Origin of the sequence: Thermomonospora sp. CIF 1 (assembly GCF_001896795.1) — a bacterium.
Taxonomy (GTDB): Bacteria; Actinomycetota; Actinomycetes; order Streptosporangiales; family Streptosporangiaceae; genus Thermomonospora; species Thermomonospora curvata.
Genome location: NZ_MOYN02000013.1, coordinates 192,408 through 206,428, shown reverse-complemented (window position 1 = coordinate 206,428; position 14,021 = coordinate 192,408). Strand labels below are relative to the sequence as shown.

The following is a 14,021-nucleotide window of genomic DNA, read 5'->3' as shown; positions in this document are numbered from 1 at the left end:
TGCCTCGGCCGGGCGTGCTCAGCGCCGGTTGCGCTGCCGGGGGATGGTGGGCCGGGGGTCGGCGGCCAGTTCCCCGGCGCACTGCAGCGGGCGGGGGTCGGCCCAGGTGCCCAGGTCCACATGCCCGTCGATGAAGCCGTGCAGTTCCAAAAAGGCGCTCTGCTCGGCGAGCACGGCCAGCCGGTCGCCGTCCAGGCCGGGTTCCAGGGCGCGGCCCGTCTCTCCGCAGCGGCGGGTGGCGCGCAGCAGCACCGCCAGGTAGCGGATCACCAGGTCCGGTCGTTCCTCCAGCAGGTCGGCGTGCACGGTGATGAGGATCGGAGTGCCGTCACCGGCGCGCACGAACGGGTCGGGGTGGTCGCCGAGCGCGGCGACCTCGACCGCGCCCAGGGCGTCCCGCACCGCCTCGCCGGCCTGCCCCCGCACCCAGATGGCGTCGACGGTGCCGGTGGCCAGGGCGGCGGCGACGGAGCGGTGGTCATCGGCGGTCAGGCCGGTCGCGGTGATCTCCTCGCTGCAGTCGGGGATCGTCAGCACGCGCACGTCCGCCAGGCCCAGCCCGGCCGTGTGCAGGGCGCGTTCGAAGCCGCGCAGCGCCGCCGCGGCCGGCACGTCCACCCGCCGGCCCGGGGAGCAGGGCACGCCGACGGTGCGTCCGGCCAGGTCCGCCGGGGCGGTGATGCCCGAGTCCGGACGGGCCAGCACCGCCTGGTACTGCCGTCCCCACGCCAGGGCCACCAGGCGGGTGGGGGCGCCCCGGGCGCGGGCCCACAGGGCGGAGACGTTGCCGCCTTCGCGGATCAGGCCCGCCAGCCCGTGCTCGAAGTGGTGGGTGAGCAGCCGGCGGCCGGCGGTGTCCTGCAGGCGGCGCAGCGGGGGCTCACCGTGACCGAACTCGGCCTCCAGCAGGCCCGCCCGCGCGGCCAGCGCCGTCGCGGTGGGCATCGGACAGCAGGTGTACCAGAGCCCGTCGATCATGGTGCACCCCTCCGCACGCCGATCGCGGCATCCCATGGCCCGCTCCCGCTAGTGGGGACCGGCCTGCGGGACGAACACCATCAGCACTAAATCCACCCTGAAAAGTAGGTTATTGCCGGAGGCTCGGCTCGTCCATCCAGGGTTACCGTACGGTACGCCGAGCTCCCCGACGAGTGATTCACCTATCAGGGCGAGGTCACCTCACGCAAAACGGCCGGCACCGCTTCGATGAACGGCGCGCCGTCCACCGGACCACGGCACCGGCCTTCGGAGGGCCTTTGCGCGACAGGGCTCACCCGGCCAGCGCCGCCGTGCCCGCGGCGATCAGCACGGTGTCGTCCTGGGGAGTGTGGATGCGGCTGCACAGCACNTTGCGGTAGTGCCGCTCGATGGGGTTGCGCCGCGACAGGCCCGGGTTGCCGATCAGCCCGATGCCCAGCTCGACGGCCTGCACGGCGTTGCCGGTCACCAGGTGCTTGACCAGCCCGACATCGGGAGCGCCGCCCGCGTCGGCCTGCCGCGCGGCGCTTTGCAGCAGCGTGTCGTTGGCCAGCAGCAGCGCCTCGATCCGGCCGACGGCGGTCTGGAAACGCGGCAGCGTGGCCAGCGGCCGGCCCAGATTGGCCGGGGTGCGCTCGTTGAGGTAACCCACCAGCCAGTCGCGCGCCGCGCGGGCCACCCCGTCGTAGATCGCGCTGATCAGCAGGGTGTTCCAGGCGGTGACCCGGGCGTCGGGCCGCGCCCGGGCCGCCGGCTGCACGTCCACCGCGTACTCGGCGGGGATGCGCACCCCCTCGAAGATCACATCGTCGCTGCGGGTGGCCCGCATGCCCAAATGGTCCCAGGTCGGCTCGATCCGGTAGCCGGGGACGCCGGCGGGCACCAGGAACGCCCCGACCAGCGGCTCGGGGTCGTCGGTGCGGGCCCACACCAGCATCCAGCGCAGGCCCGGGGCGCCGGTGGAGTAGATCTTGTGGCCGCGCAGCACCCAGCCGTCGTCGGTGCGCTCGGCGACCGTGGCCGGCAGCCCGCCCCGGGCGGGGGTGCCCAGCTCCGGCTCCACCCGCAGCGCGTTGATCAGCGCCACTCCCGCCAGCGAGCTGCGCTGCACCCTGCGGCGCACCTCCTTGGGCCAGGGGTTGTCCGGCCGGCCCAGCCCGGCGTGCGCGATCAGGTGCATGGCCAGCACCAGCGCCACCGACGGGTCGGCGGCGCCGACCGCCCTGATCACCTCGACCGTCTCGGCCAGCGTGGCGCCGCCCCCGCCCAGCTCGGCCGGGACGGTCAAATTGAGCACCCCGACGCGGTGCAGCTCGGTGAACGCCTCGTGCGGAAAGGACGCGTCGCGATCGTGCTCGGCGGCCCGCGCGGCGATCGCGGCCACCACGTCGGCGAAGTCCGCCCGCTCGGTGACGGGCCGGGCGGCGGTTTCGATGTCAGCGGTCACGGGGTGTCCTCCTGTGATCTCAAAGGGCGCAGCGGCGGCGGGGACGGGTGACGCAGCGGCGGCAGCGGGCCGGTGTGGCGTTCGACCTGGACCAGCGCGTGCTGGCCGGTGCATCCCTGCGCCAGGCGTGAGGTGGGGCGGTCGGCGGTGAGCACGTTGGGGTTGCCGTGGACGCACAGCACGCCGCCTGGCCGGTCCGGGTCGTCCACCGGGTCGAACCAGGCGCCGGTGGCCAGCTGGACCACGCCCGGCATGACCTCCTCGCTGAGGCGGGCCCCGGCCAGGCAGGCGCCGCGGTCGTTGAAGACCCGCACGATGTCGCCGTCGGCGATGCCGCGCTCGCGGGCGTCGTCGGGATGGATGCGCAGCGGCTCCCGTCCGGCGATCTTGGCGGCCCGGCTGACGGCGCCGATGTCGCCTTGGCCGTGCAGGCGGGTGCCGGGCTGGTTGGCGATCAGGTACAGCGGGTGCCGGCGGTCCGGCCGTTCCGCCGGGGGCAGCCAGGCCGGGTGGCCGGGGCAGTCCGGGTAGCCGAAACCGGCGATCACCGAGGAGAAGATCTCGATCCGGCCGCTGGGCGTGGGCAGCGGGTGCCTTTCGGGGTCGGCGCGGAAGTCCGCCAGCAGCGTGACATGCTCCGGGCCGGGCGGCAGCCGGTACTGCCCGGCCGCCCAGAACTCCTCGAAAGCGGGCACGTCGTGGCCCTGGGCGCGCAGCTCCTCCCGCCAGGTCCGGTAAAGGTGCTCCAGCCACTGGCGGGGGGTGCGGCCCTCGGTGAACGCCTCGGCCACGCCGAGCCGGCCGGCCAGCGCCGCGAAGATCGCATAGTCGTCGCGGGCCTGCTCATGCGGCGGCAGGACCCGATGCATGGCGATCAGGTGGGTGTCGCGGCGCCCGCCGCCGATGTCCTCCCGCTCCAGCGGGGTGGTGACCGGCAGGACGATGTCGGCGTGCCGGGCGGTCGCCGTCCAGTACGGCTCGTGGACCACGATCGTGTCCGGGCGGCCGAAGGCACGGCGCAGCCTGGCCAGGTCCTGGTGGTGGTGGAAGGGGTTGCCGCCGGCCCAGTACACCAGGCGGATGTCGGGGTAGGTCAGGCGGCGGCCGTTGTAGTCGTAGGCGCGGCCGGGGTGCAGCAGCATGTCGGCGATGCGGGCGACCGGGATGAACGTGGCGACCGGGTTGCGCCCCTGCGGCAGCGTGGGCAGGCGCAGCAGCGGGCCGGGGTCGCCGACGTCCCCGATGGAGCCGTAGCCGTGGCCGAAGCCGCCGCCGGGCAGGCCGATCTGGCCGAGCATCGCCGCCAGCGCCAGGGCCGCCCACACCGGCTGCTCGCCGTGCTCGGTGCGCTGCAGCGACCAGGTGACGGTGATCAGCGTGCGGCCCTCGGTCATCCGCCGGGCCAGGGCGCGGATGTCGGTGGCGGGGATGCCGCAGATGCCGGCGGCCCAGCGGGCGTCCTTGGGAGTGCCGTCCCCCTCCCCCAGCAGATAGCGTTCGAAGACCTCGAAACCGGTGCAGTAGCGGTCCAGGAACGCCCGGTCGTGGCGGTCTTCGACCAGCAGGGTGTGCGCCAGGCCCAGCATGAGCGCCACGTCGGTGCCCGGGCGGATCGGCCACCAGCGTCCCCAGAACCGCGGCGGGGCGTCGTCGCGCAGCGGGCTGATGGAGACCACCTCCAGGCCGCTTTCGCCGAAGTTCCGCAGGGCGGCCGCCATGGCGTGGCGGGTCACTCCCCCGGGCGTGACCGACACGTTCTTGCCGGGCAGCCCGCCGAAGGCCACCAGCAGGTCGGTGTGCTCGGCGATCGTCGGCCAGGTGGAGGCGCGGCGCAGCACCGCGTCGGCGTCCCCCACCACGTGCGGCAGCAGGACGAGGGAGGCGCCGAGGCTGTAGGAGTTGCGGGAGGAGGTGTAGCCGCCGATCGTGTTCAGGAACCGGTGCAGCTGGCTTTGGGCGTGGTGGAAGCGGCCCGCGCCGGCCCAGCCGTAGGAGCCGCCGAAGATCGCCTCGTTGCCGTGCTCGCGCCGCACCCGGTCCAGCTCCCCGGCCACCAGGTCCAGCGCGTGGTCCCAGTCGAGCTCGATGAACTCTTCGCGTCCGCGCCGGCGCGCGGGGCCGGGGCCGTCTTCCAGCCAGCCCCGGCGCACCGCGGGCGCGCGGACCCGGGTGGGGTGGTGCACGCCGTCGGGGACGTTGCCCAGCAGCGGCGAGGGGGCGGGGTCTTCGGGGTGCGGCCGCACCTCCAGCGCGCCGGCGGCGGTCCGCCGGGCCAGGTAGGCGCCCCAGTGGGAGGTCGTGGGCGACCAGGTCACGGCCGTTCCTCGCCGAGGATGCGGTAGGCGGTGGCGAAGATCTCCCCCATCCGCCAGCTTTCGTTGCGGTGGGTGCGGCGGGCCCTGCCCCAGCCGGAGTCGCGCCGGTACTGCTCGGGCCAGTCGGTGGCGAGGATCCGCGCCTCGTCCACCGGGACGGGCCCGTGGCAGTCGGGGTCGACGTACAGGGCGTCCGCCGGGCAGTACAGCTCGCACATGAAGCAGGTCTGGCAGTCGCTCTGCCGGGCGATGACCGGGACGCCGCCGGGCACGGCGTCGAACACGTCCATCGGGCAGACCTGCACGCACTTGTCGCACTGGATGCAGCGCGAAGCGATCACCAGCTCGATCATGCGATCTCCTCCCGCGTCCGCGGGTGGTCCACCCACACCCGGTCCAGGCCGCCGACGGTGATGCGGCGGGTCTGGGCGGGGTCGGTGCGGGGGTGGTCGGTGCGCCAGTGCATGCCGCGCGATTCGGTGCGGTGCAGCGCGGCGGCCTTCACCCAGCGGCCCATGGCGACCAGCGCGGCGGTCTCCCGGGCGCGCAGCGCCTGCCGGCCGGAGCCGGTGAGGTGGTCGCTGATCTGCCGCCAGGCGTCCTCCAGCAGGTCCGCCGAGCGCAGCAGGCCCTGCCGGGTGCGGAACATGTTCTTGTCGTAGGCGTTCAGCTCCTCGCGCACCATGGCGGTCACGGCCTCTGCGTCGCAGGGGGCGGCGTGGCGGGCCGGGCGGATCCCGGCCTGCCCGGCGGGGCGGACCGGGCCGGTGCGGGCGCGCACCGTGCGGGCGTGCCGGACGGCGGCGCGGCCCGCCCAGGTGCCCGAGGAGACCGCCCAGGCGGAGTTGGGGGATCCACCGCCGGAGACGGCGCCGACGATGTTCTCCCGGCTGGCCACATCCCCGGCGGCGAACAGCCCCGGCACGTGCGTCTGGCAGTCCTCATCGGCCAGCGCCAGGCCGCCGACGCCGCGGATGGTGCCCTCCCCCAGCAGCGTCACCGGGAACAGGTCGGTGTAGGGGTCGATGCCGCGGCGGGCAAAGGGCAGCAGGAAGTTGGGCTGCACCACGTTGATCTTGCGGCGGACCCAGTGGGGGGCCTTGTCGAGGCGGGCGTAGACCGGGCCGCGCAGCATCGCCCGGCCCAGGATGCGGATGCGGTCGGCGCCCGCGGGCAGCTCGATCTCCCGGCCGTCGGCGTCGAAGTAGGTGCCGAACAGGTACGACATCGAGCGGGCCATGGTCGAGTAGGCCGGGGCGAGCGTGTAGTAGTTGGAGAACTCCATGCCCGACAGCACCGCGCCGGCCTCGGCCGCCATCAGGTGCCCGTCGCCGGTGTTGCCGCGCGAGCCCAGCAGGTGGGAGCGGAAGGCGGTGCCGCCGGTGGCCAGCACCACCGCCCCGGCGCGCACCGTCCAGCGTCCGCCGGCCTGGCGGCGGACCCCGGCGGCGCCGGCGACCGACCCATCGGAGTGCAGCAGCAGCTCCAGCGCCGGGTGGTGGTCGAGGATGCGCACGCCCGCCCGGTGCACCAGGCCGCGCATGGCGCGCAGGTACTCAGGGCCCCGCACGTTCTGGGTGCGGTCCACGGCGCCGTCCGCGGTGGGGAACGGGTAGTGGCGGTCCAGCAGCGGCAGCCGTTCCCAGGTGGTGCGCAGCACCCGCAGCGCCCACTGCGGGTCGGCCAGCCCGGCCGCGTCGGCGTGGCGTTCGGCCACCGCGCGGTGGTGCCGCTCCGGCGGGACGAACCAGTGGGTGACGCCGGCGGTGGCGGTGACGCCGCTGGTGCCGCAGTAGCCCTTGTCCACGAGCACGACCCGCCCGCCGGCCTGGGCGGCGGCGAGCGCCGCCCAGGTGGCCGCCAGGCCGCCGCCGATGACCAGCACGTCGGCGGTCAGCTCCAGGTCCTGGCCGGTCATAGCTTGACGGCGTGGTCGGCGATGTTGATCTTGCCGGTGAGGATGCCGCGTTCGGTCAGCCAGTCGGCGCCGTACTGCAGCTGGCGGATCCCCTCATCGTCGATGAAGGACAGCTTCTCCTTGACCGCGTGGGAGACGATCTTGTCGATCACGGCCGGGGGGTATTTGGAGACGGCGTTGCCCAGCTCGATGGCCTTGCGGTAGTTGGCGTTCTGCCACTCGGTGTCGGCCTGGTAGGCCTTGATGACCTTGCGGATGAGGTCGGGGTGCTTTTCGGCGTACTCGCGCCGCACCAGGTAGGTGCGGAAGTCGATCTGGCGGTCCAGCTCCTCGCCCTCGATGAAGATGGGCTTGGCGCCGTAGTTGACCTCGGCGATCTCCCGGAAGCCCTGCCAGATCGACCAGGCGTCGATCTTGCCGGAGGCGAACGCGGCGGAGGCCTCCGGCGGGTTCATGTAGAGCACTTTGACCTGCTCGCGCGGCACCTTGTATTTCTCCAGCGCCGCGACCAGCAGGAACTCCCCCAGTCCGGCCTTGTTGACGGCGACCGTGCGGCCGGCCAGGTCGGCGACCTTCTCGATGCCGGAGCCGGGGCGGGCCAGGATCGCCGTGGTGCGGGGCTCGGAGACCGCCCAGGCCACGTACACCAGGTCGGCGCCGGACAGGATGGCCTGGTCGGCGGGGGTGCTGCTGCCGCCGAAGCTGAAGTCGGCGGTGCCGGTGGCCACGGCCTGCAGGGTGGGGGCGTGGTTGGGGAACGGGCCGATCCACTCCACCGTGACGCCCTGGGCCTTGAGGGTGCGGTCCAGCTCGCCGCGGATCTTGGGCACGGAGATGGGGCCGTGGGTCAGGCGGACCTTGGTGGGCGAGCCGGCGGAGGACGAGGAGCAGCCGGTCAGCGCGGCCAGCGCGCCCAGGCCGCCGGCGGCCAGCAGGGAGCGGCGGGTGATCCGTCCGTGGGTCGTCATGAGGTGTTCCTTGCGTTCGAGGGGCCGCGAAGGTGGTGCAGGGTCAGACGGTGAGGCGGGCGTATGAGGGGTGCCAGCTCAGCAGCCGGCGTTCCAGGAGCCGGGCGAGCAGGTCGCAGGCGATGCCGATGCCCGCATACAGCACCACCACCAGCACGATCACGTCCACTTGGAGGAATTCGCGGGCGTTGGTGGCCAGGAAGCCGATGCCGGCCATCGCGCCGACGGTCTCGGCGATCACCAGGGCCAGCCAGGCGTAGGTCAGCGACATGCGCAGCCCGCCGAGGATGGACGGCAGCGCCCCGGGCAGGATCAGCGTGCGGATGCGCGCGGCGCGGCTCAGGCCGACGGTCTGGCCCATCTCCAGGAGTTTGGTGTCGATCTGGCGGATGCCCAGCACGGTGTTCAGGTAGAGGGGGAAGGCGCTGCCCTTGGCGATCAGGAAGATCTTTCCGGCCTCCCCCACCCCGAACCAGACGATCACCAGCGGCAGGATCGCCAGGAACGGGATGGCGCGGATCATCTGGACGCTGCGGTCGATGAACGCCTCGGCGATGCGGGACAGCCCCACGGCCACGCCCAGGGTCAGCCCGATGGCGGCGCCGATGACGAAGCCCAGCGCGGCCCGGCGCAGACTGGCCAGCAGGTGCTGGGGCAGCTCGCCGCTGGCGGTCAGGTGGACGGCGGTGGCCACCACGCTGCTGGGGGCCGGCAGCACCTGGGCCGACAGCAGCCCGGCCCGGGCGGCGGCCTCCCATAGGAGGATCAGGGCGAACGGGGTGGCCCAGGAGACCGTCCGGTAGGGGAAGCGGAATCTGCGGGGCGGTGCGGTGTCGGTGGTGATCGCCGGGGCCGGCCGGGCGGGGGCCGACGCGGCGGAGGTGGCGGGCGAGGTCATGATCCCTCCAGGTCGTGCACGTGGGAACCGAGGTCCAGCCGTCCCTGGAGCACCCCGGCCTCGACCCAGGTGTCGAAGGTCTGTTGGAGCTGGTCGGCGAGCCGGTCGTCCACGGCGACCCGCCGGTAGGCCGCCTCTTCCGGCTGGACCTGGGCGGCGATCTCCGTGCTCTGCTTGGTGAAGTCGGCGTACCAGGCGATGAAGTCGTCCGGTTTCCGTTCCGCCCAGGCAAAGCCCTGGTGGACGCGGTTGTTGAAGTCCACGATCGCCTCGCGTTTGCCGGCGTCGGCCAGCGCCCGTTCGGTCGCGCTCATCACATACAGGCCGGAGGTCAGTCCCCGGCCGGTGGTCAGCACCCGGGCGCCGAGCCGGCCGCGGGCCCGGGCCGCGTACACCCCCCAGGTGCCCCAGGCGTCGAGCTTGCCGGTGGAGAAGGCGCCGTAGGCCTCGGCGGGGGTCAGGAAGTTCAGCTCGGCGTCCGAGGCGCTCAGCCCGGCCCGGCGCAGCGCGCCGAGCACCAGGTAGTGGGCGATGCTGCCGCGGGTGGAGGGGGAGATCCGCTTGCCCGCCAGGTCGGCGAAGGTGCGGATGGGGCTGTCTTTGGGGACCAGGATGTAGCTTCCCGCGCCGCTGTTGCTCCAGGCCGCCACGACCTTGATCTTCGATCCGGCGGCGATCGCCGCGACCGTGGGCGAGTCGGCGGCTCCCCCGATGTCCACCGCGTTCGCGCGCAGCGCCTCGTGCAGGTCGGCGGCGGCCGCGAAGCGGAACCATTCGATCTTGTAGGGCAGGTTCTTCAGCAGCCCCGCCGCCTCCAGCCTCGAACGCGTCATGCCGGTCTGGTCGCCGACCCGCAGCACCACGTCGCCGGAGGAGCCGGCCGCACCGGACGCGCCGCAGCCGGCGGTGACGGCCGCCAGTGCGAGCGCGCCCAGCGCGGCGGCGCCCTGCCGCAGCGCGGACCGGCGGGAAAGCGGTCGGCTGAGCATCGGCATCCCTCCGCCGGTCACGCGGGCCGGCCGCCGGCCTGCGCGGGCACCTGGCGGCGCGCCAGCTCGGCGCGCACCAGCGGCAGCAGGTGCTTGCCGTAGTCGACGGCGTCCTCCAGCGGCTCATAGCCGCGGATGAGGATGGTGGTGACGCCGATGTCGATGTAGTCCAGCAGCGCCTGGGCCACGGTCTCGGGGCTGCCGACCAGCGCCGTGGAGTTGCCCGCCGCTCCGGTGGCCTTGGCGGTGGGCGTCCACAGTGCGCGGTCGTGTTTTTCGCCCTTTTCGGCGGCGGCCAGCAGCCGCTGGGAGCCGACGCCCCGTTCGTTCGGCGGGAAGTACAGCTGGGTGCCGTTGGTGGATTTGATGGTGTCCAGGATGCGGTGCGCCCGTTCCCAGGCCTCTTCGTCGGTGCGGCCGAGGATGGGACGGAAGGACACCGAGATGCCGATCTGGTCGGGGTCGCGGCCGTGGGCGGCGGCCTGGGCCTTGACCGAGGCGATCTGCTCGGCGGTCTCGGCCAGCGGCTCGCCCCACAGGGCGTAGGTGTCGGCGTGCTTGCCGCCCACCCGGTAGGCGTCCTGGGAGGAGCCGCCGAAGTAGATCGGCAGCCGTCCGTTCACCGGCTTGACCTCCGAGTAGGCGCCTTCGAAGCGGTAGAACTCGCCCTCGTGGTCGATCGGCTCCTCGGCGGCCCAGATGCGCTTGAGGATGTCGAGGTATTCGTCGGTGCGGCGGTAGCGGTCGCTTTTGTCCAGGTAGTCGCCGTCGCGGCGCTGTTCGGTCGCGCTGGCCCCGGTGATGATGTGCACCGCCAGCCGGCCGCCGATGAACTGGTCGAGCGTGGCGAACTTGCGCGCCGCCAGGGTGGGGGCGACGAAGCCGGGACGGTGGGCCAGCAGGATGCCCAGTCGTTCGGTGTGGGCCGCCGCGTGGGCCGCCACCGCGAAGCCGTCGGCGTCCCAGGAGTGGTAGCCGATCAGCACCCGGTCGAACCCGGCCTCTTCGTGGGCCTGGGCGAAGCGGCGCGTGTAGTCGGGGTCGACGGCCGGGCCGGTGCGGGGCCGGATCTCGGAGGTGTCGGCGGTCCGGATCATGCCGATGAACTCGACGGTCATCTGCCCTCCCTGGGCATTCCACATTGCAGGACCTGTGTCCCGCACTGTAATAATCCCTATAAGATTGGTCAAGATAGTCGAGAATGTGAGGGTTGAGACATGACCGACCGAGCACCCCAGGCCGACCGGACCGCCGCGGGCAACGCCGCCTGGCACCGCAAGCTGGAGCACATCCGCGCCGGCGAGCTGACCTCCGACACCGCGCAGACCTCGGGGATGCGGCGGTTCGAGGCGATCTCCGGCAAGACCGTCGGATCGCGGCGGCTGTGGATGGGACGCACCCATGTCGCCCCCGTCACCAGCTCCGGCGACCACCACCACGGCGAGGCCGAGACGGCGATCTACGTCGTCTCCGGCCACCCGGTGTTCGTGTTCGCCGAGGGCGAGGAGGAGGTGCGGATCGAGACCTCGCCCGGCGACTACATCTTCGTGCCGCCGTACGTGCCGCACCGGGAGGAGAATCCTTCTCCGGACGAGGAGGCGGTCGTCGTGATCGCCCGCAGCACGCAGGAGGGCATCGTGGTCAATTTGCCGAGCCTGTGGGCGCCCGTGGAGGTGCCGCCGCAGGCGCAGCAGGAGTGCGGCGACACCGGAAGATCATCCTCATGACGGACGCCGCTGGTCACGGCGAGCGGGCCGCGCTCCCCCGGCAGGGCACCCAGGCGGTCGACCGGGCGATCGCCGTGCTGCGCTCCTTTGAGAGCGCGGCCCAGCTCACCGTCACCGAGATCGCCCACCGGCTGGGCCTGACCGTCAGCACCGCGCACCGCATCGTCCGCGCCCTGCACGCGGCGGGCATGCTGGGCCAGGACCCGGTCACCGAGCGGTACTTCCTCGGGCCGTCGGTGGCGATCCTCGGCCGGCTCGCGCTGGAGCGCATGGGCAGCACGCTGATGCATCCGGAGCTGATCGCGCTGCGCGACAAGACCGGCGAGGCCGTCAGTTTGGGCGTGCGCGTCGGCGACGAGGTGGCGGTGCTGCTGCACGAGCAGTCCCCGCACCCGCTGCGCTACGACCAAGAGCCCGGGGCGCGCAACCCCATCCACGTGTGCGCGATGGGCAAGACGCTGCTGGCCTTCGGGGATCAGCGGGTCGCCATGAGCGAGCCGTTCCGGCGTTTCACGCCCACGACCATCACCACGCGCGCCGAGCTGGAGGCGGAGCTGGCGCGGATCCGGCGGCGCGGTTATGCCACGAACAACGAAGAGCGCATCGTCGGCGTGCGCGCCGTCGCCGCCCCGGTCCGCGACCACGCCGACCGCACGATCGCGGCCGTCGCGCTGCAGGGGCCGGCCGTGCGGTTCGGCGACGACCGGCTGCCGGAGCTGGCGGCGGCCGTGCGCGCCACCGCCGACCGGCTCACCGCGCTGCACCGCTCTCCCTGAAAGACGGTTCCCCGTCAAGCGGCCCGGCCGCGCGGCGTCGAGGGGGCCGCGCCGCGCGGCCGGACGAAACGGCTCTGGTGAACCTTCTCCATATTACCTATATTGAAGGTAGGTTTTATCTGCAATGGGAGGCGGGTATGTCCTTGCCCGACGTCCTGGTGATCGGTGCCCCCAAGGCCGGTACGACCGCCCTGCACAGCGGATTGGCCCGTCATCCCCAGCTGTTCATGTCCCCGGTCAAGGAGCCGAAGTTCTTCCTGACCGACGGGCCGCCGCCCAGTCGGGGCGGCCCCGGCGACGCGCAGACCTACCGGGAGCACATCTGGCGGCGCTCCGACTACGAGGCGCTCTTCGACGCCGCCCCCGCCGGTGCGCTGCGGGGTGAGAGCACCCCCTTTTACCTGCACGACCTGGACGCCCAGGTGCGGATCCGGCGGCTGATCCCCGACGTGCGGATGATCGCGGTGCTGCGGGACCCGGTGGAACGCGCCCACTCCAACTGGGCGCACCTGTGGGCGGCGGGACTGGAGCCGATCAGCGACGTGGTGGAGGCGTGCGCCGCCCAGGAGCGGCGGGTGCAGGCCGGCTGGGCGGCCTTTTGGCGCTATATCGACCTGGGCAGGTACGGCGAGCAACTGCAGCACCTGTTCAAGCTGTTTCCGCGCGAGCAGGTGCTCTTGCTGCGCTATGAGGAGCTGCGCGACGAGCCCGCCGCCACGCTGGACCGGATCTGCGCCTTCCTCGGCGTGCAGACGGGACTGCTGGATGCGCTCCCCAAGGAGAACGTGACCCGGCACGTGGCCGACTCCCCCGCCAACCGGGCGTTGCAGGCGCTGCTGCGCGGCGGGGCGCGGATCGGCGCCCACATGCCGCAGGCCGTCCGCAAGACGGCGCGCCGGCCCTTTTTGTCCCTGCTCCAGCGGGACCCGCGCACCCGCCGGCCGCCCACCCCGCAGCAGCGCGCGCAGTTGCTGCCCTACTTCGAAGACGACATCGCGCTCGTGTCGGAGATCACCGGCTGGGACTGCTCGGACTGGCTCAAGGTCTGAGGAGCCCGGCGCACCGCCCCGGCGCGGCCGGCGGAGTCAGTCCGGGTGCAGCTCGGTGCGCAGCTCGTGCGCGCCGTCGGCGCGGGTGACCTCGTAGTAGAGCCGCCAGCCCTGCCCGGGAATCCGCAGCACGTCCAGGTAGCGCAGGCCGCCCCCGGGGTGGGGGGAGGCCCCCACCGGCTCGTCGAACTGCGGCAGCAGCATCGAATACCCCTGCCCCGCGGCCAGGCCGGTGCGCTCTTCGTAGTTCTCGGCGGCGCTGGCCCGCCCGTCGTAGAAGGCGATGGTGCGCCCCCGGTGCTGCAGCACCGCCGAGACGCGGGCGCCGCGGGCGTCCCAGTGGCCGGGGCGGCCGGTCAGCACCGTGCCGTGCCAGACCCACTCCAGTCCGTTGGCGCTGGTGGCGTAGTCGGTGACCATCTGGTCGGCCTCGTCGGGGTCGGCCAGCGGGTGGCAGGAGGCCCACAGGTGCCACTTGCCCCCGTCGTGGCGGATCACCGGGTCCTTCACGCCGACCAGCCGGCTGCCGGGCAGCACCACGCGGCTGGCGACCGGGTCGAAGCGCGCCGGGTCGGCGGCCTCCAGCACCTCCACCCGCCAGTGCTTGGTGCCGGTGGTGGCGCAGCTCAGATACAGCCGGAAGGTCCCGTCCTCGGTGGTCACCAGGGCGGGGCGCTCCAGCGACTCGGCGTCCATCGGCTCCTTGCCGATGACCGTCAGCGTCTCAAAGCGCTCGCCGTCGTCGGAGCGGGCCACCACCACCGCATACCCGCGGCCCTCGCCGACCGGGCGGCGCAGCCGGTAGGCCAGGTAGATCACGCCGTCCACCAGGCAGGCGCTGGGCGCCCCCGCCCAGTGGCCCGGCGCGTCCCGCGGCGGAGCGATCACCAGGCGGGAGTTCTCCGGCCTGGGCGGGGGAAACGGCAGACCAAAATCTCTATCAAACACGTCGGAAT

General features: G+C 73.1%; 13 protein-coding genes. 3 read left to right on the top strand and 10 right to left on the bottom strand.

Annotated elements, in window-relative coordinates; genetic code table 11:
• Window positions 1-18: 18 nt before the first annotated feature.
• From BUE48_RS06895 to BUE48_RS06855, 9 genes are all read right to left on the bottom strand, one after another.
• Complete coding sequence (locus tag BUE48_RS06895) at window positions 19-978, bottom strand: ABC transporter substrate-binding protein (RefSeq protein ID WP_286989381.1); 960 nt, start codon at window positions 976-978, stop codon at window positions 19-21.
• 292 nt (window positions 979-1,270) lie between these two features.
• The gene (locus BUE48_RS06890; protein WP_502694595.1) at window positions 1,271-2,539 is read right to left on the bottom strand and encodes an acyl-CoA dehydrogenase family protein; all 1,269 of its coding nucleotides are present in this window, start codon (window positions 2,537-2,539) and stop codon (window positions 1,271-1,273) included.
• Window positions 2,422-4,740 (bottom strand): molybdopterin guanine dinucleotide-containing S/N-oxide reductase, encoded by a 2,319-nt coding sequence (locus BUE48_RS06885; RefSeq protein WP_012851755.1) that lies wholly within the window; start codon window positions 4,738-4,740, stop codon window positions 2,422-2,424. The genes BUE48_RS06890 and BUE48_RS06885 overlap by 118 nt, the downstream gene beginning before the upstream one ends.
• Window positions 4,737-5,093, bottom strand: coding sequence for a 4Fe-4S dicluster domain-containing protein (locus tag BUE48_RS06880; RefSeq protein ID WP_012851754.1), 357 nt, complete (start codon window positions 5,091-5,093; stop codon window positions 4,737-4,739). The genes BUE48_RS06885 and BUE48_RS06880 overlap by 4 nt, the downstream gene beginning before the upstream one ends.
• Window positions 5,090-6,658, bottom strand: a complete 1,569-nt coding sequence (locus tag BUE48_RS06875; RefSeq protein WP_286989379.1) for an FAD-dependent oxidoreductase — start codon at window positions 6,656-6,658, stop codon at window positions 5,090-5,092. The genes BUE48_RS06880 and BUE48_RS06875 overlap by 4 nt, the downstream gene beginning before the upstream one ends.
• Entirely contained in the window at window positions 6,655-7,626 is a 972-nt protein-coding gene (locus BUE48_RS06870; protein ID WP_286989378.1) for an NrtA/SsuA/CpmA family ABC transporter substrate-binding protein, read from the bottom strand. Before BUE48_RS06870 ends, BUE48_RS06875 begins: the two co-directional genes overlap by 4 nt.
• A gap of 43 nt (window positions 7,627-7,669) precedes the next feature.
• The gene (locus BUE48_RS06865; RefSeq protein ID WP_012851751.1) at window positions 7,670-8,524 is read right to left on the bottom strand and encodes an ABC transporter permease subunit; all 855 of its coding nucleotides are present in this window, start codon (window positions 8,522-8,524) and stop codon (window positions 7,670-7,672) included.
• Window positions 8,521-9,513 carry an ABC transporter substrate-binding protein gene (locus BUE48_RS06860; protein WP_286989376.1) on the bottom strand — a complete coding sequence of 331 codons (993 nt, stop codon included), beginning with the start codon at window positions 9,511-9,513 and terminating at the stop codon, window positions 8,521-8,523. The genes BUE48_RS06865 and BUE48_RS06860 overlap by 4 nt, the downstream gene beginning before the upstream one ends.
• A gap of 17 nt (window positions 9,514-9,530) precedes the next feature.
• Window positions 9,531-10,631 carry an LLM class flavin-dependent oxidoreductase gene (locus tag BUE48_RS06855; RefSeq protein ID WP_012851749.1) on the bottom strand — a complete coding sequence of 367 codons (1,101 nt, stop codon included), beginning with the start codon at window positions 10,629-10,631 and terminating at the stop codon, window positions 9,531-9,533.
• Between the two features lie 99 nt (window positions 10,632-10,730).
• Between BUE48_RS06855 and BUE48_RS06850 the strand changes: the two genes are divergently transcribed.
• The 3 genes from BUE48_RS06850 (at window position 10,731) to BUE48_RS06840 (ending at window position 13,065) form a co-directional block, all read left to right on the top strand.
• On the top strand, window positions 10,731-11,240 hold the full coding sequence (locus tag BUE48_RS06850) for a cupin domain-containing protein (RefSeq protein WP_012851748.1): 510 nt from the start codon (window positions 10,731-10,733) through the stop codon (window positions 11,238-11,240).
• Entirely contained in the window at window positions 11,237-12,016 is a 780-nt protein-coding gene (locus BUE48_RS06845; protein ID WP_012851747.1) for an IclR family transcriptional regulator, read from the top strand. The genes BUE48_RS06850 and BUE48_RS06845 overlap by 4 nt, the downstream gene beginning before the upstream one ends.
• A 137-nt stretch (window positions 12,017-12,153) precedes the next feature.
• A complete protein-coding gene (locus BUE48_RS06840) occupies window positions 12,154-13,065 on the top strand; it encodes a sulfotransferase family protein (RefSeq protein WP_286989373.1) in 912 nt (303 codons plus the stop codon).
• A 36-nt stretch (window positions 13,066-13,101) separates the two neighbouring features.
• Here BUE48_RS06840 and BUE48_RS06835 read toward each other — a convergent pair whose 3' ends face one another.
• Window positions 13,102-14,013 carry a hypothetical protein gene (locus BUE48_RS06835; protein ID WP_052305438.1) on the bottom strand — a complete coding sequence of 304 codons (912 nt, stop codon included), beginning with the start codon at window positions 14,011-14,013 and terminating at the stop codon, window positions 13,102-13,104.
• Window positions 14,014-14,021 lie beyond the last annotated feature (8 nt).